General features: G+C 52.7%; 13 protein-coding genes. All 13 read left to right on the top strand.

Features of this window, described 5'->3' with window-relative positions; translation table 11 throughout:
• The first annotated feature begins 24 nt into the window (after window positions 1–24).
• The 13 genes from truA (at window position 25) to lepB (ending at window position 15,122) form a co-directional block, all read left to right on the top strand.
• Entirely contained in the window at window positions 25–810 is a 786-nt protein-coding gene (gene truA, locus BRW83_RS03855; RefSeq protein ID WP_005881390.1) for a tRNA pseudouridine(38-40) synthase TruA, read from the top strand.
• A 50-nt stretch (window positions 811–860) separates the two neighbouring features.
• A complete protein-coding gene (locus BRW83_RS03860; protein WP_005881388.1) occupies window positions 861–1,523 on the top strand; it encodes a phosphoribosylanthranilate isomerase in 663 nt (220 codons plus the stop codon).
• A gap of 67 nt (window positions 1,524–1,590) precedes the next feature.
• The gene (gene trpB, locus BRW83_RS03865; RefSeq protein ID WP_005881386.1) at window positions 1,591–2,838 is read left to right on the top strand and encodes a tryptophan synthase subunit beta; all 1,248 of its coding nucleotides are present in this window, start codon (window positions 1,591–1,593) and stop codon (window positions 2,836–2,838) included.
• Between the two features lie 59 nt (window positions 2,839–2,897).
• The gene (trpA, locus tag BRW83_RS03870; protein WP_036603093.1) at window positions 2,898–3,695 is read left to right on the top strand and encodes a tryptophan synthase subunit alpha; all 798 of its coding nucleotides are present in this window, start codon (window positions 2,898–2,900) and stop codon (window positions 3,693–3,695) included.
• A 125-nt stretch (window positions 3,696–3,820) separates the two neighbouring features.
• Complete coding sequence (gene accD, locus BRW83_RS03875; RefSeq protein WP_005881382.1) at window positions 3,821–4,690, top strand: acetyl-CoA carboxylase, carboxyltransferase subunit beta; 870 nt, start codon at window positions 3,821–3,823, stop codon at window positions 4,688–4,690.
• Between the two features lie 92 nt (window positions 4,691–4,782).
• Window positions 4,783–6,111: a bifunctional tetrahydrofolate synthase/dihydrofolate synthase gene (gene folC, locus BRW83_RS03880; protein WP_050757740.1), complete on the top strand. Its 1,329-nt coding sequence runs from the start codon at window positions 4,783–4,785 to the stop codon at window positions 6,109–6,111.
• Window positions 6,112–6,115: 4 nt separating this feature from the next.
• Window positions 6,116–7,072 carry an SPOR domain-containing protein gene (locus BRW83_RS03885; RefSeq protein ID WP_005881378.1) on the top strand — a complete coding sequence of 319 codons (957 nt, stop codon included), beginning with the start codon at window positions 6,116–6,118 and terminating at the stop codon, window positions 7,070–7,072.
• Between the two features lie 20 nt (window positions 7,073–7,092).
• Window positions 7,093–7,581 carry a CvpA family protein gene (locus tag BRW83_RS03890; RefSeq protein WP_005881377.1) on the top strand — a complete coding sequence of 163 codons (489 nt, stop codon included), beginning with the start codon at window positions 7,093–7,095 and terminating at the stop codon, window positions 7,579–7,581.
• 72 nt (window positions 7,582–7,653) lie between these two features.
• The gene (gene purF / locus BRW83_RS03895; protein WP_005881375.1) at window positions 7,654–9,174 is read left to right on the top strand and encodes an amidophosphoribosyltransferase; all 1,521 of its coding nucleotides are present in this window, start codon (window positions 7,654–7,656) and stop codon (window positions 9,172–9,174) included.
• A 148-nt stretch (window positions 9,175–9,322) separates the two neighbouring features.
• Complete coding sequence (gene greB / locus BRW83_RS03900) at window positions 9,323–9,877, top strand: transcription elongation factor GreB (protein WP_005881373.1); 555 nt, start codon at window positions 9,323–9,325, stop codon at window positions 9,875–9,877.
• Between the two features lie 120 nt (window positions 9,878–9,997).
• Window positions 9,998–12,232: a YgiQ family radical SAM protein gene (locus BRW83_RS03905; RefSeq protein WP_036603929.1), complete on the top strand. Its 2,235-nt coding sequence runs from the start codon at window positions 9,998–10,000 to the stop codon at window positions 12,230–12,232.
• A gap of 182 nt (window positions 12,233–12,414) precedes the next feature.
• Window positions 12,415–14,208 carry a translation elongation factor 4 gene (lepA, locus tag BRW83_RS03910; protein WP_005881369.1) on the top strand — a complete coding sequence of 598 codons (1,794 nt, stop codon included), beginning with the start codon at window positions 12,415–12,417 and terminating at the stop codon, window positions 14,206–14,208.
• Window positions 14,205–15,122, top strand: coding sequence for a signal peptidase I (lepB, locus tag BRW83_RS03915; RefSeq protein ID WP_036603090.1), 918 nt, complete (start codon window positions 14,205–14,207; stop codon window positions 15,120–15,122). Before lepA ends, lepB begins: the two co-directional genes overlap by 4 nt.
• Window positions 15,123–15,140 lie beyond the last annotated feature (18 nt).

Genomic DNA, 15,140 nt, shown 5'->3' on the forward strand with positions numbered 1-15,140 from the left:
CAGGTGAAACAATAAAACCGACAAATGAAACGCATCGCACTGGGCATCGAATATGACGGAACAAACTGGCGGGGGTGGCAAACCCAGCCGGATGGCATGACCGTTCAGGACCAGTTGCAGGAAGCGATTTTCCGGTTTACCCGGACCCGCATTTCAACCATGTGTGCCGGACGTACCGATGCGGGCGTCCATGCAAGCGAACAGGTCGTCCATCTGGATACGGAACTCGACCGCTTGCCCGTTTCATGGGTGAGGGGAGTCAATGCCTATCTGCCTTCATCCATTGCTGTACGCTGGGCATGTGAAGTGCCGGGAGGAAAGGATGGTTTTCATGCGCGTTCGAGTGCAATGGCGCGACGGTACCGCTACCTGATCTATAACAGCCCGGTACGTTCGCCTTTATGGAAAAACCGTGCCGGATGGGTTTTCAAGCCACTGGATATCGGACTGATGCAAAAAGGGGCCGGTTTGTTGTTGGGTGAGCACGATTTTTCAGCGTTCCGTGCCGCAGAATGCCAGTCGATTACGCCGGTCAAAACCGTCAAACGCATCGACATTGAAAAACAGGGCAATCTGATCGTGTTCACGTTCGAGGCTAATGCATTTTTGCATCATATGGTGCGCAATATCGTCGGTTCGCTGGTGTACATTGGAAAGGGCAATCATCCGCCTGAATGGATGAAGCAATTGCTCGATGCGAAAGACCGTTCCCTGGCGGCTCCGACTTTCATGCCGGACGGCCTGTATCTGTCGCGCGTGCATTACGAGGCGAAATGGGGCTTGCCGCAACGGGAAGATGTTTTTCCTTGAAATATGAAGAGATCAGGCGGTTTACAATCCGGTTTTAAAATGACGAAATCATGAATCGAACCCGAGTAAAAATTTGCGGGCTGACCCGCAGGGAAGATGTACAAACGGCAGTTGACGCTGGCGCTGACGCACTGGGCTTCGTTTTTTATCCGGCCAGCCCGCGTTATGTGTCTGCTCACAAAGCGTCGGAACTGATGGCCGAAATGCCTCCTTTCGTGACATCGGTCGGCCTTTTCGTCAATGCCGATATCGACGACATTGCCGCTGTTGTCGAAACGACACATTTATCTCTTTTGCAGTTTCATGGCGACGAGTCGCCAGAGTGGTGTGCCGAAGCGGCCGCTGCGACGAACAGGCCGTTTATCCGCGTTTTTCGCGTCAAACCGGATACAACAGCCGATGATTTGCTACAATATGAACGGATTTATCGCAATGCCAGTCCGTATTTCAAGGGTTTGCTTCTGGATACCTGGACGGACGCTTACGGCGGAGCAGGAAAGGTTTTCAATTGGTCTCTCGTATCAAAAGAAATAGGGCCTCGGGTCGTTTTGAGTGGTGGCTTGAGTGCGCAAAATGTCGCTGGTGCAGTTTCTGAACTGCGCCCGTTTGCCGTTGACGTCAGCAGTGGCGTGGAGGCGGCAAAGGGCATCAAGGATGCCGAGAAAATCCGGGCTTTCATAAGAGCTGTCCGTCAGGCGGGCGAGCCTATCTGAACCGGATTTCGGGCCTGTTCCGTTTTCATTGAGTTGAAAACGCAATTGCACAATCGAGAGAATTTCCATGAAAGACAAAGACTGTTGTTGCAGCGCTTCCAATGCGCTGTTCGAAACATCCGACTATCATTTGCCGGATGCCAAAGGCCATTTCGGCATTTACGGTGGCCGTTTCGTTTCCGAAACCCTTATTCACGCACTGGATGAACTGAACGAGGCTTATGCGCGTTACAAGGACGATCCGGATTTTCTGGCCGAGTTCCGCCATGAACTGAAACATTACGTCGGTCGCCCTTCTCCCGTTTATCACGCTTCCCGCTGGTCCGACATATTGGGTGGCGCGCAGATTTACCTGAAACGCGAAGACCTGAACCATACGGGCGCTCACAAGGTCAATAACGTGATCGGGCAGGCTCTGTTGGCAAGACGCATGGGCAAGAAGCGTATCATCGCGGAAACCGGTGCAGGCCAGCACGGTGTGGCGACAGCCACGATCTGTGCCCGTTTCGGTCTCGAATGCCATGTTTACATGGGCAGTGAAGACGTTGAACGTCAGGCACAGAACGTTTACCGGATGAAGCTTTTGGGTGCTAACGTGATTCCGGTCGAATCCGGTTCCAAAACCCTGAAAGACGCACTGAACGAAGCCATGCGCGACTGGGTCGCCAACGTCGAAACGACTTTTTATATTATCGGTACCGTAGCGGGACCTCACCCTTATCCGATGATGGTACGGGATTTCCAGTCTGTCATCGGTGAGGAATGTCTGGTGCAGATGCCGGAACTGACTGGACGCCAGCCAGACGTTGTCGTCGCCTGTGTCGGCGGCGGTTCCAATGCCATGGGCATTTTCTATCCGTATATCGACCACAAGGACGTGAGACTGGTCGGTGCGGAAGCGGCCGGTGACGGGATGGAAACCGGACGACACGCCGCCTCCCTGAGCGGGGGCATACCGGGCGTTCTGCACGGCAACCGTACCTATCTTTTGCAGGATGGCGATGGCCAGATAATCGATACCCATTCCGTCTCGGCAGGTCTGGATTATCCGGGGGTCGGCCCAGAACATGCATGGCTGAAAGATATCGGGCGTGCCGAGTATGTGGGCATCAATGATGAAGAAGCGCTGGCCGCTTTCCACGACTGCTGCCGGATCGAGGGCATCATTCCCGCTCTGGAATCGAGCCATGCATTGGCTTATGCCGCGAAACTCGCGCCAACGCTGCCCAAAGACAAATTAATTCTGGTCAATCTGTCCGGCCGGGGTGACAAGGATATGCATACTGTCGCCCGGAGAGCCGGCATTCAATGGTGAGGTCGTTTAATACGACGAACGCATGAACCGTTAACCGAATTTAAGGAACAGGATTGATTATGTCTCGCATACAACAAACATTGAATCGTCTGCAAAAGCAGAACAGAAAGGGGCTTGTCCCATTCGTCACGACCGGTTTTCCTTCTCCGGAACTGACTGTACCCGTCATGCATGCCATGGTTGAAGGCGGTGCCGATATTATCGAGCTCGGCGTTCCGTTTTCCGATCCGATGGCAGACGGCCCGGTTATCCAGCACGCTTCCGAAGTCGCCTTGCAAAAAGGCATGACGCTGGAAAAGGTACTGGATACCGTTGAGGAATTCCGGATCAGGGATGAGAACACGCCAGTCGTTCTGATGGGATACGCCAACCCGATCGAGCGCATGGGCGTGGATGTTTTCATTAAAAAAGCGGCTGAAAAAGGGGTTGATGGCGTTCTCGTCGTCGATTATCCCCCGGAAGAAAGTGAAGAATTCGCCGCAAAGCTGAAGGCGAACGACATCGATATGATTTTTCTGCTGGCGCCGACGTCGACCGATGAACGCATCAGGGAAATCGGCCGGATTGCCAGTGGCTATATTTACTATGTTTCACTGAAAGGTGTCACAGGTTCAGGAAATTTGAACGTAAATGAGGTAACATCCCGGATTGAAAAAATCAAAAAACACGTTACCATTCCGGTAGGTGTCGGTTTTGGAATCCGTGATGCGGCTACTGCCAGGGCGCTTGGCGCCTCTGCCGATGCCGTCGTTATCGGCAGCCGGATTATCCAGGAACTGGAGAGTGCAAAACCGGATGAAGCGGCATCTGCCGTGAAATCTTTTTTGAAAGAGATACGCAAAGCACTGGACGAATGATTTTATACAGGTTATAAAAGCGTCCTGTGATCCGGTGTTTGCCGGAATGAATTTTTTAATACAATAAAAAGTGCAGAAAACAGGCCATCGGATCAGTCCGATGGCCTGTTTGATCAGGAGATTTTATGAGTTGGCTTGACAAGTTGCTTCCACCGCGAATCCAGCATCAGACGGCACCACGCCGGGTGGTGCCTGAAGGCTTGTGGGTGAAATGTCCGTCCTGTGAAGCGGTGTTATACCGGACCGATCTGGAATCGAATTCCCACGTTTGTCCGCAATGCAGCCATCACATGCGCATCCGTGCCCGCGACAGACTGGATGCCTTGCTGGATGCGGAAGGTCGTTATCAGGTTGCCGAGTCCGTGACACCATTCGATTCCCTGAAATTCAAGGACAGCAAGAAATATCCCGATCGTCTTAAGACTGCTGTTGAAGGCACCGGTGAAACCGATGCATTGATTGTTGTCGGCGGGTCAATCAAATCCGTTCCTGTGGTCGTTGCCTGTTTCGAATTCGAATTCATGGGCGGCTCGATGGGTTCCGTCGTCGGCGAACGTTTCGTTCGCGGCGTGAATGAAGCGATCGAGCGGAAAGTGCCGTTCATCTGCATTACGGCCAGTGGCGGTGCACGTATGCAAGAAGGCCTGCTTTCCCTGATGCAGATGGCGAAAACCAATATGATTCTGACCCGTCTGGCAGATAAAGGCCTGCCTTACATTTCCGTTCTGACCGATCCGACAATGGGCGGTGTTTCCGCTTCGTTCGCTTTCATGGGCGACGTTGTTCTGGCTGAACCGAAAGCGCTGGTCGGCTTTGCCGGTCCGCGCGTGATCGAACAGACCGTGCGTGAAAAGCTGCCGGAAGGATTCCAGCGTTCCGAATTCCTGATGAAAAAGGGCGCTGTCGACCGGATTGTCGATCGTCGTGAATTGCGCGATGAATTGTCCCATTTGCTGGCGATGTTGCAAAACAGGCCGATTGAAACTATTTCATAAGCCATTTATGTTTTTAATAGTTCAAACGCCTGTTCCAAAAGAATAAGGCGTTTGCGTTTTTAATGATTTGAATACAATCTTTTTTCATGAAGATGTCCAGGCAATCAGCCGTGAATAAACCGGAGCGAAACCATCGTTCCCTTTCTGAATGGGTTCAGATTGTGGAAGGCTTGCACCCCAGGAATATCGAAATGGGGCTGGAGAGGATTCGTGTCGTGAAAGAACGGCTGGGCATCCGGTTCGATTGTCCTGTCATCACGGTGGGCGGGACGAACGGCAAAGGGTCGACCTCTGCCATGCTCCAGACGATTTACGGCGAAGCGGGTTACAAGACCGGTTTGTATTCCTCTCCCCATATCCATTTTTTCAACGAGCGTATGAAAATCGACGGCAAGATGGTCGACGATGAAACGCTCGTACATTACTTTGAAGTGATCGAGGAAGTCAGGGGCGATGTTCCGCTGACCTTTTTCGAATTCACGACGCTGGTTGCCTTCAAACTCTTTGCCGATTCGCATCTGGACGTTCTTGTTCTTGAAGTCGGCCTCGGAGGGCGGCTCGATGCAGTGAATCTGATCGATGCGGACATTGCAATCGTCACGAATGTCGCTATCGACCATGTCGAATATCTGGGCGATACCCGTGAAAAGATCGGATTTGAAAAGGCGGGCATTTATCGTCAGGGCAAAACGGCTTTTTATGGTGACATCGATCCGCCGGAGTCTCTTTTGGCTCATGCCGCTTCGGTTGGCGCCAGGCTCAAGGTTTTCGGCACGGATTACCGTTTTGAAACCGATGGCGACCACTGGGATTATCTGGGTGAAAAATCGTCTTATGCCAGTCTCGTCCCTCCTTCCCTGAAGGGAGATACGCAGATTCACAATGCTACGACGGTTGTGGCTGCTGTGGAAGCATTGCAACAGCGTTTGCCTGTGGATGCAGCCGCTATCGAACGCGGGATCATGAAGACCGAACTGCCGGGCCGTTTCCAGATTCTTCAGAATGAACCGTCGGTCATTCTCGACGTTGCCCACAATCCCCATGCCGCTGCCGTACTGGCGAAAAACCTGAAAGACATGGGACCATTCCATGCCACACATGCCGTGTTTGGTGCCATGTCCGACAAGGATATCGACGGTGTTATCGAGCTGATGAAGGGGTGCGTGGATCGCTGGTATGTGACTGACTTGCCCTTGCCAAGAGCGGCCACGGCAGAAGCACTGAAAGACAAACTCATTTCCGCAGGCGTTACGCGCGGAAAAACCAACCAGTGCATATCCGTATACCACAATGCTGTCGATGCCATGACAAGCGCCAAGAACAATGCACAGAAAAATGATAGAATAGTCGCATTCGGATCATTTTGGGTCGTTACAGGGGTCACTGAAGAAGGTGACCTGAAACCAACCAACCATCGTTGATTGCATGAGCCGTTTTTCTCTTTTTCGCTGGGGCAAATCGAAATCTGATTCAGAAGGAACGTCGCGCACCGGTAGTGCGGACAGATTTGTCGCGGACGATATCGATCGCAAAAAAAGTTCCAACCGGAAAAACAGCGCGGACGATCCGCAATTGCCACAAAAGAAACGGGCTCGCCGACGCCTTGTCGGTTCCATTACACTGGTCGTGGCAGCCATCATTGTCTTGCCGATGATTTTCGAATCGGAACCCAGGCCGGTTTCACCCAATTTATTGATCGACATCCCTTCCAAAGACAACAAACCGGTTCAGGTGGCTGCAGCCGAACAGACTCCGCCATCTGCCCCGACGACTGAAACGGCGGTTACCCCGCCAGCCGATCAGGCACAACAAGCCCAACAGGCACAGCTTGCTACCGCTCCGACAGAGGGCGTGGCACCGGCCGCACAGCCTTCCACTCCACCGGTTCAACAGGCGGCTCCGGTACAGAGCGCTACCGAACAGCATCTGGCCGCGCCAAAAACGGCAACGACAAGTGATGCCGACACACAGAAAAAACAGACCGAGGCACAACAAAAAGTCGAGAAGGCCAGACTGGAAAAACTGAAAGCGGAAAAGGCCAAACAGGAGAAGGCCAAGGCGGACAAGCTCAAAGCCGAAAAAGCGAAAGCGGCTGCCGGTTCCGATCCGATCGGTCAAATGATCGCCGATAAAAATACCAAAACATCGACATCCGGCAAACAGGTCATTCAGGTCGCTGCGCTGACGTCGCAGCAAAAGGTCAGTGAATTGCAGGCGAAACTTTCCAAGGCGGGAATCCGTTCCCATACCCAGAAAGTGAAAGCCAAAAACGGAGAAGAACGGATTCGTGTCCGTGTCGGGCCCCTCTCCAAGGCCGATGCGGACAAGACGTGTTCAAAACTCAAAAGCATGGGATTGTCCTGTACCCTGTTGCCGAACTGATGTGACGACTGGATCGCATTTTGACTGCTTTCGATTACGTATTGCTGTTTCTGCTGGTCGGTTTCATGCTGATCAGCATGACGAAAGGTCTGGTGCGCGAAGTCATTTCGCTCGTTAGCTGGGTAGTCGCCTTTTATGTGGCGACCCATTACGGGGATATCCTGATACCCTGGCTGCCCAGTGCGGTATCCGGGGATGTCATGAGGATGATCGTGGCGTTCATTGTGCTGTTTATCGGCACCCGGATTGTCATGGCAATACTGGCAAGACTGGTCAATGTCGTATTGCATGCAACGGGGTTGACGTTACTGGACCGTTTTCTGGGCGCGTTGTTCGGGCTTGCAAAAGGGGCGCTGGTCGCTCTGGCACTCGTTCTGGTTTGCGGGATGACAAAAATACCCGAGCAGCCGTTCTGGAAGAATGCGATGTTCAGCCCGATGGCAGTGCAGGCAGCGAAAATGACCATGCCGTATTTGCCGGATTATTTTGTGGAATACATACATTTCTGATTCAGGGTATCCTATCGGTTTCGATGTATTCCTGTGGTTTTGTTTTCTTAATTTTTGATTGAGGAGTCCACCATGTGTGGCATCGTTGGTATTGTTTCCCAGACACCTGTCAACCAGCTGATCTATGATGCATTGCAGCTTTTGCAGCATCGCGGTCAGGACGCTGCCGGTATTGCCACCAGCAGTAACGGCAAGTTCGCGATGTTCAAGGCAAACGGTCTGGTCAGAGACGTTTTCCGTACCCGGAATATGCGCGCGTTGCCCGGAAACTGCGGTATCGGCCATGTCCGTTACCCGACAGCCGGTTCTGCCAAGAATGAAGAAGAAGCACAGCCATTCTATGTGAATGCACCTTTCGGCATCACGTTTGCCCACAACGGCAATCTGACCAATTGTGAACAGTTGAAAGGCGAAATGTTCAAAAACGATCGCCGTCACATCAATACGAACTCGGATTCCGAAGTGCTGTTAAACGTGCTGGCACATGAAATCCAGGAAGCGACCAGCGGTTATTCGCTGGACCCGGCAGCACTCTTCAAGGCCGTTTCCATATTGCATAAACGGGTTCGCGGCGCTTACGCTGCCGTTGCCCATATCACCGATGCCGGTATTCTCGCTTTCCGCGATCCGTACGGTATCCGGCCCCTCTGTATCGGTTTTGCCGAAACGGACAAGGGCACGGAATACATGGTTGCGAGTGAATCCGTTGCACTCGAAGGTCTGGGTTTTCGCTTCCTGCGCGACGTCATGCCGGGTGAAGCGATTTTCATCGATATCGAAGGCAATCTGTACAACCAGCAATGCGCTGAAAATCCGAGCCTGAACCCTTGTATTTTCGAATACGTCTATCTGGCCCGTCCCGATTCACTGATCGATGGCGCGTCGGTGTATGCCACACGCCTGAAAATGGGTGAACATCTGGCAGACAAGATCAAACGCCAGGTTTCGACAGGTGATATCGACGTTGTCATGCCGATTCCGGATTCATCCCGTCCTGCCGCCATCCAGCTTGCCCTGAAACTGGGCATCGAATATCGTGAAGGCCTGATCAAGAACCGCTATATCGGCCGTACCTTTATCATGCCGGGACAGGCGGTCCGCAAGCGTTCCGTCCGCCAGAAACTGAACACCATCGGTTCTGAATTCAAGGGCAAGAATGTGTTGCTGGTCGATGATTCCATCGTCCGCGGCACGACCTGCAAGGAAATCGTCCAGATGGTGCGTGAAGCCGGTGCCAATAAAGTGATTTTCGCCTCCGCTGCACCTCCGGTGATTTACCCTAACGTATACGGTATCGACATGCCGACCCGTGACGAACTGATCGCTTATGGTCGTACCGACGAGGAAGTCCGTCGTGAAATGACAGCCGATGCGCTGGTCTATCAGGATCTGTCGGCATTGAAACAGTCTATAACCGACGTCAATCCGGCTTTGAGAAGCTTTGAGGCTTCCTGTTTTGACGGCTTGTACATTACCGGTGACGTTTCTGCCGATTATCTGAACCGTCTGGAATACGAACGCAAACATCTGGCCCCGACTCCGGAAGATCCGGTAAGAAACCAGCTGAATCTTTCTCTGGCAACGGCTGAGTAAGACAAGACGCTCGAAAGGGTCTGATGCCGTGAAAGCGGCTTCAGGCCTTTTTGTTCGATCAGAGGGTGCAATGCCGGTCAGCGTTTGACCATTTTCATAGTGCTTGATTGTCCTGAAAACTTTATTATTCGATTGAGTCAAAAACATTATGAATAAAGCTTTTACAAAAGAATCGGATAACGACGACGAACTGGAACCGAATGTTCCCGTGCTTCCGGCCGGCTTCAAAAATTACATCACTCCTGCCGGCTTAAAGAGCCTGAAAGACGAGTTGTTGTCTCTCATCGACAAGGAACGGCCACAGGTTGTCCAGATCGTGTCATGGGCGGCGTCCAATGGCGACCGCTCGGAAAACGGCGATTACATTTACGGCAAACGTCGCCTTCGTGAAATCGACCGGCGTATCCGTTTTCTGATCAAACGAATCGAGGCGGCAGAAGAATTCGATCCCAGCATTCACTACGGCAATGACCAGATCTTCTTCGGCGCGACAGTGACCTACGAACGCGAGGACGGTGAGGAAAACACCATCACGATTGTCGGTATCGACGAATTCGATCCGCTGGAAGGCCGAATCAGCTGGATATCGCCAATGGCGAAAACACTGATCAAGGCACGTGAAGGCGATACGGTTACCCTGCATACACCGGCAGGTATCGAGGAACTGGTCATTCTGGAAGTAAATTACCCGAAACCCGAATAAAGGGTTTGATCTTTTTTCGATAGGATGGTTTCGCCAGAATGTTTTTCCGGCGAAATTTTTGTATTCAGGCAGTTCCCACTTATACTGGCTGAAATTTTTACTCTTTTCTTCAAACCCGATATGACGGTCGTCCCGAAAAACATATTTTCCTACGTTTCCCGCAAAGTGAAACGGGCAGGCGCAGCCCCTTTTTTGCCAATGTCGAAAAAGGAAATGGATGCGCTTGGCTGGGATGCCTGCGACATTATTCTGGTTTCCGGAGACGCTTATATCGACCATCCCAGCTTCGGGGTAGCCCTGATCGGCCGTGTGCTCGAAGCACAGGGGTTCAGGGTCGGGATCATCGCCCAGCCGGACTGGAAATCGGCACAGCCTTTCCGTGCGCTGGGAAAACCGAAACTGTATTTCGGCGTGACATCCGGCAATATGGATTCGATGGTCAACCGCTATACGGCAGAACGGAAAATCCGTTCGGACGACGCCTATACACCCGGAGGAAAAGCCGGAAAACGTCCCGATCGTGCGCTGGTCGTTTACGCGCAGCGGGCAAAGGAAGCTTATCCCGGCATTCCGGTCGTCATCGGTTCGATTGAAGCGAGTCTTCGTCGAGTCGCGCATTACGATTACTGGTCGGACAAGGTCAGGCGTTCCGTGCTTCCCGATTCCAAGGCCGACATCCTTGTGTACGGCAATGCAGAGCGGGCGATTGTCGACTTGTCTCATCGTCTTGCTGCGGGAGAGAAAATCGAATCGATCCGCGATTTGCGCGGTACGGCATACATGGTGCCAAAAGGCTGGAAACCGGCGGAAGACTGGGTGGAAGTCGATTCGTCGAGTCTCGACAAGCCGGGGCCGGTCAAAAAACATGCCAATCCCTATTTTCCCGAGCAGGAAGTGTGTGGTGCGAAAGCACAGCAGGACAAAGCTGCCGGGGAATCGATCAGGGAAAGCAAAATCAGTCTGCGCCTGAAAGCGAACAGCCAGTCTGTCGTTCGTCTGCCATCGTATGAACAGGTCGTGGACGATCCCGTTTTGTATGCGCATGCATCTCGCGTCATGCATCTGGAATCCAATCCAGGCAATGCCCGTGCACTCGTTCAGGCGCATGGCGAGCGCGATGTCTGGCTGAATCCACCACCCTTGCCGCTGGCGATGGAAGAGATGGATGGCGTATTCGGATTGCCTTATGCCAGAGGCCCGCACCCCGCTTACAAGGGGGAGGCCATTCCGGCATGGGAAATGATCCGCTTTTCCGTCAATATCATGCGTGGCTGTTTCGGGGGATGTTCGTTCTGTTCGATTACCGAACATGAAGGCCGTATCATCCAGAGCCGGTCAGAACCGTCTGTCCTCCGCGAGATCGAGGAAATCCGCGATAACGTGGACGGGTTCACCGGAGTCATTTCCGATCTGGGCGGCCCGACGGCGAACATGTACCGTCTTGGATGCCGCGACGAAAAAATCCAGAGCGTCTGCCGCCGGTTGTCGTGCGTTTATCCTCAGATCTGCAAGAACCTGAATACCGACCACAGCAAACTCATTTCCCTGTACCGGAAAGCACGGGCATTGCCGGGAGTGAAGAAAATCCTGATCGGTTCGGGTGTCCGTTACGATATCGCCGTCAAATCGCCAGAATACATCCGCGAACTGGTTACGCATCATGTCGGCGGTTTGTTGAAGATTGCACCGGAACATACGGAACAGAACGTCCTGTCCAAAATGATGAAGCCGGGTATCGGGACGTATGACGAATTCAAGCGCCTGTTCGACCGTTATTCGAAGGAAGCGGGCAAGGAACAGTATCTTGTCCCGTATTTCATCGCCGCGCATCCGGGTGCAACCGATGAAGACATGTTGAATCTGGCCTTGTGGCTGAAGCGGAACCGTTTCCGGCCGGATCAGGTGCAGACTTTCATGCCGACGCCACTGGCGCTGGCAACGACAATGTATCACTCCGAACGAAACCCGCTGGAACCGGTTTCTTACGATTCTGAAAAAGTCGAAACGGCCCGAAAAGGGCAGGTCCGCCGTTTGCACAAGGCTTTTTTGCGTTATCACGATCCCGAAAACTGGCAGCTATTACGCGAGTGGCTCCGCAGGCATGGTCGTGACGACCTGATCGGAAACGGGCCGAACCAGCTCGTTCCGGCATGGAAATCCGCACCTGCAGGCGCACAGAATCGTTTCGCCACTCCGGCGAAAAAGGGCAATGCCGTCAAATCCGGTTTGCAGGGACAGCCGAAAAACAGAACAGCAAACAAAACAGAACGCCCCAAACAGGGTGACAGCCGTAAAGGACAATTTGCAGCAGCCAGCCGCCATCGCAAAGGCGTTCCGACACGGTCAGGGCGCTAGAATATCCGGCGTGGAACCTGTATTCATGCCGATTTAAACAACAAATCGGAAGATATGACCCATCGTCTGGATTTAATCGACGCCAGGGCCATGTTTTTCGGGCGAAATCCAGTAAAATGTCGCCATTATCCAGTTTATGACTGGGTGTTATCCGAACAAGTTATTATTTCTGTGCACGACGAATGAAGAACATCCGTAATTTTTCCATTATTGCTCATATTGACCACGGCAAATCCACGCTGGCTGACCGGATTATCCAGCTTTGCGGCGGATTGTCAGATCGGGAAATGGAAGCTCAGGTGCTCGACTCCATGGATCTCGAACGGGAACGTGGCATTACGATCAAGGCACAGACCGCTGCACTGAATTACAAGGCACGGGACGGACAGGTATATAACCTGAACCTGATCGATACCCCGGGACACGTGGATTTCAGCTATGAAGTCAGCCGTTCGCTTTCCGCATGTGAAGGCGCATTGCTGGTGGTGGATGCATCGCAGGGGGTCGAAGCACAGACCGTCGCTAACTGCTATACGGCGCTCGACCTGAACGTCGAAGTCGTTCCGGTGCTGAACAAGATCGATTTGCCATCGGCCGACCCGGACAATGCCAAATCCGAAATCGAGGACGTGATCGGTATCGATTCGTCTGACGCCGTTCTGGCATCCGCCAAAACGGGACTCGGTGTCGAGGATATTCTTGAATCGATCATTGCCAAAATCCCGCCTCCGGAAGGCGATCCGGCAGCCCCTTTGCAGGCACTGATCATCGATTCATGGTTCGACAATTACGTCGGCGTCGTCATGCTGGTGCGTATCAAGAACGGTACCCTGAAACCGAAAGACAGGATTCGCCTGATGGCGACCGGTTCGGAATATCTGGCTGAAAGCATCGGTGTCTTTTCACCGCGCTCGGTTTCCAAAGATTCCCTCTCGGCGGGGCAGGTCGGTTTCATTATCGCCGGCATCAAGGAACTGACAGCGGCCAAGGTCGGCGATACGATTACGTTGGCCTCGCGTCCCGCTTCCGAACCTCTGCCGGGTTTCAAGGAAGTGCAGCCGCAGGTATTTGCGGGTCTATTCCCGGTTGAAGCCAACCAGTACGACGCCTTGCGCGATTCGCTGGAAAAACTGAAGCTGAACGATGCGTCCCTGCAATACGAACCAGAAGTGTCGCAGGCGCTGGGCTTCGGTTTCCGGTGCGGTTTCCTTGGTCTTTTGCATATGGAAATCGTTCAGGAACGACTGGAGCGCGAATTCGGCATGGACCTGATCACAACGGCTCCGACGGTCGTGTATGAAGTGATCCTGAAAAACGGCGACATGCTGATGGTGGACAATCCGTCCAAGATGCCCGACCCTGCCCGAATCGAGGAAGTCCGCGAACCGATCGTGACGGTAAACCTTTACATGCCTCAGGAATACGTCGGCCCGATCATGACGCTGTGCAATCAGAAGCGTGGTATCCAGATGGATATGCATTACCACGGCAAGCAGGTTCGTCTGGTCTATGAATTGCCGATGGCGGAAATCGTGCTCGATTTTTTCGACAAGATGAAATCCATCTCGCGCGGATATGCATCGATGGAATATGAATTCAAGGAATATCGTTCTTCCGACGTCGTGAAGGTCGATATGCTGATCAACGGCGACAAGGTCGATGCGCTGGCGATTATCGTGCATCGCGCCAATAGCCAGTACCGTGGCCGTGCCGTCGCGGCGAAAATGCGTGAACTGATCCCGCGCCAGATGTTCGACGTCGCCATTCAGGCCGCGATCGGATCGACGATCATTTCACGTGAAAACGTGAAGGCCTTGCGTAAAAACGTATTGGCAAAATGCTATGGCGGTGACATTACCCGCAAGCGCAAATTGCTTGAAAAACAAAAAGCAGGTAAAAAACGGATGAAACAGGTTGGATCGGTGGAAGTTCCACAGGAAGCTTTCCTGGCAATCTTACAAGTGGATGAAAAATGAACGTGCAGTCTTTGCTGGGTAACTTCGCCCTGATCCTTTTCATATTGATGGTGATCTCGGGTGTCGTCTGGTTCTACGACAAGCTGGTACTGGTCAAAAAACGGAAAGCCGCCGCTGAAATCGCACTAGCTGCCTATGATGAGCGCAACGCCAGAATGAAGGCGGAAGGTATCAAGGTCGATGATTCCGGCAGGGAAACCCTGAAAGAAAAACTGATGAAGCGGCCGATGTGGGTGGAATATTCAGGCAGCTTTTTCCCTGTGATCGCGGCAGTATTCGTCATCCGTTCCTTTCTCTGGGAACCGTTCAGGATTCCATCGAGCTCGATGGTCCCCACGCTGGAAGTCGGCGACATGATTCTGGTCAGCAAGTACAGTTACGGTATCCGCCTGCCGGTCATCAACAAGAAAGTGATCGGACTCGGTGATCCTGAAAAGGGCGACGTCGTCGTTTTCAAATTCCCGAAAGACACCTCACTCGACTATATCAAACGGGTGGTCGGTGTCGGTGGCGACAAGATCGAATACAGGAACAAGAAACTGACCGTCAATGGTGTCGAGGCGAAATACCAGCCGATGTCCGACTATCTCGATACGGAAAGTTTGACTTATTCCAAACAGTTCGAGGAAGATTTGTCCGGCGCAGGTGTCAAACACCGTATCCTGAACGACGATCGTGCACCGACGTATGTGCCGCATCCTGACCGTTTCAAAAACCGCCAGATGTGCACCTACAACGTGGAAGGATTTTCATGTACGGTGCCAGAGGGGTATTATTTCATGATGGGCGACAACCGGGACAACAGTCTGGATAGCCGTTACTGGGGTTTCGTTCCCGATGAATACATCGTCGGCAGGGCGTTTCTCGTATGGATGAACTTGAATGACATGACGCGTATAGGCGGCATCCATTAATCGCCAAATGGCACAAAC

It is taken from the genome of Oxalobacter formigenes, assembly GCF_002127965.1.
In the GTDB taxonomy this organism is placed as follows: Bacteria; Pseudomonadota; Gammaproteobacteria; order Burkholderiales; family Burkholderiaceae_D; genus Oxalobacter; species Oxalobacter formigenes.

Bases quoted from the DNA above. Each gene is read 5' to 3' on its own strand.
- truA (WP_005881390.1), top strand. From the start codon at position 25: ATGAAACGCATCGCACTGGGCATCGAATATGACGGAACAAACTGGCGG.
- greB (WP_005881373.1), top strand. From the start codon at position 9,323: ATGAATAAAGCTTTTACAAAAGAATCGGATAACGACGACGAACTGGAA.
- lepB (WP_036603090.1), top strand. From the start codon at position 14,205: ATGAACGTGCAGTCTTTGCTGGGTAACTTCGCCCTGATCCTTTTCATA.
- BRW83_RS03885 (WP_005881378.1), top strand. From the start codon at position 6,116: ATGAGCCGTTTTTCTCTTTTTCGCTGGGGCAAATCGAAATCTGATTCA.
- purF (WP_005881375.1), top strand. From the start codon at position 7,654: ATGTGTGGCATCGTTGGTATTGTTTCCCAGACACCTGTCAACCAGCTG.
- folC (WP_050757740.1), top strand. From the start codon at position 4,783: ATGTCCAGGCAATCAGCCGTGAATAAACCGGAGCGAAACCATCGTTCC.
- BRW83_RS03860 (WP_005881388.1), top strand. From the start codon at position 861: ATGAATCGAACCCGAGTAAAAATTTGCGGGCTGACCCGCAGGGAAGAT.
- trpA (WP_036603093.1), top strand. From the start codon at position 2,898: ATGTCTCGCATACAACAAACATTGAATCGTCTGCAAAAGCAGAACAGA.
- trpB (WP_005881386.1), top strand. From the start codon at position 1,591: ATGAAAGACAAAGACTGTTGTTGCAGCGCTTCCAATGCGCTGTTCGAA.
- accD (WP_005881382.1), top strand. From the start codon at position 3,821: ATGAGTTGGCTTGACAAGTTGCTTCCACCGCGAATCCAGCATCAGACG.
- lepA (WP_005881369.1), top strand. From the start codon at position 12,415: ATGAAGAACATCCGTAATTTTTCCATTATTGCTCATATTGACCACGGC.
- BRW83_RS03905 (WP_036603929.1), top strand. From the start codon at position 9,998: ATGACGGTCGTCCCGAAAAACATATTTTCCTACGTTTCCCGCAAAGTG.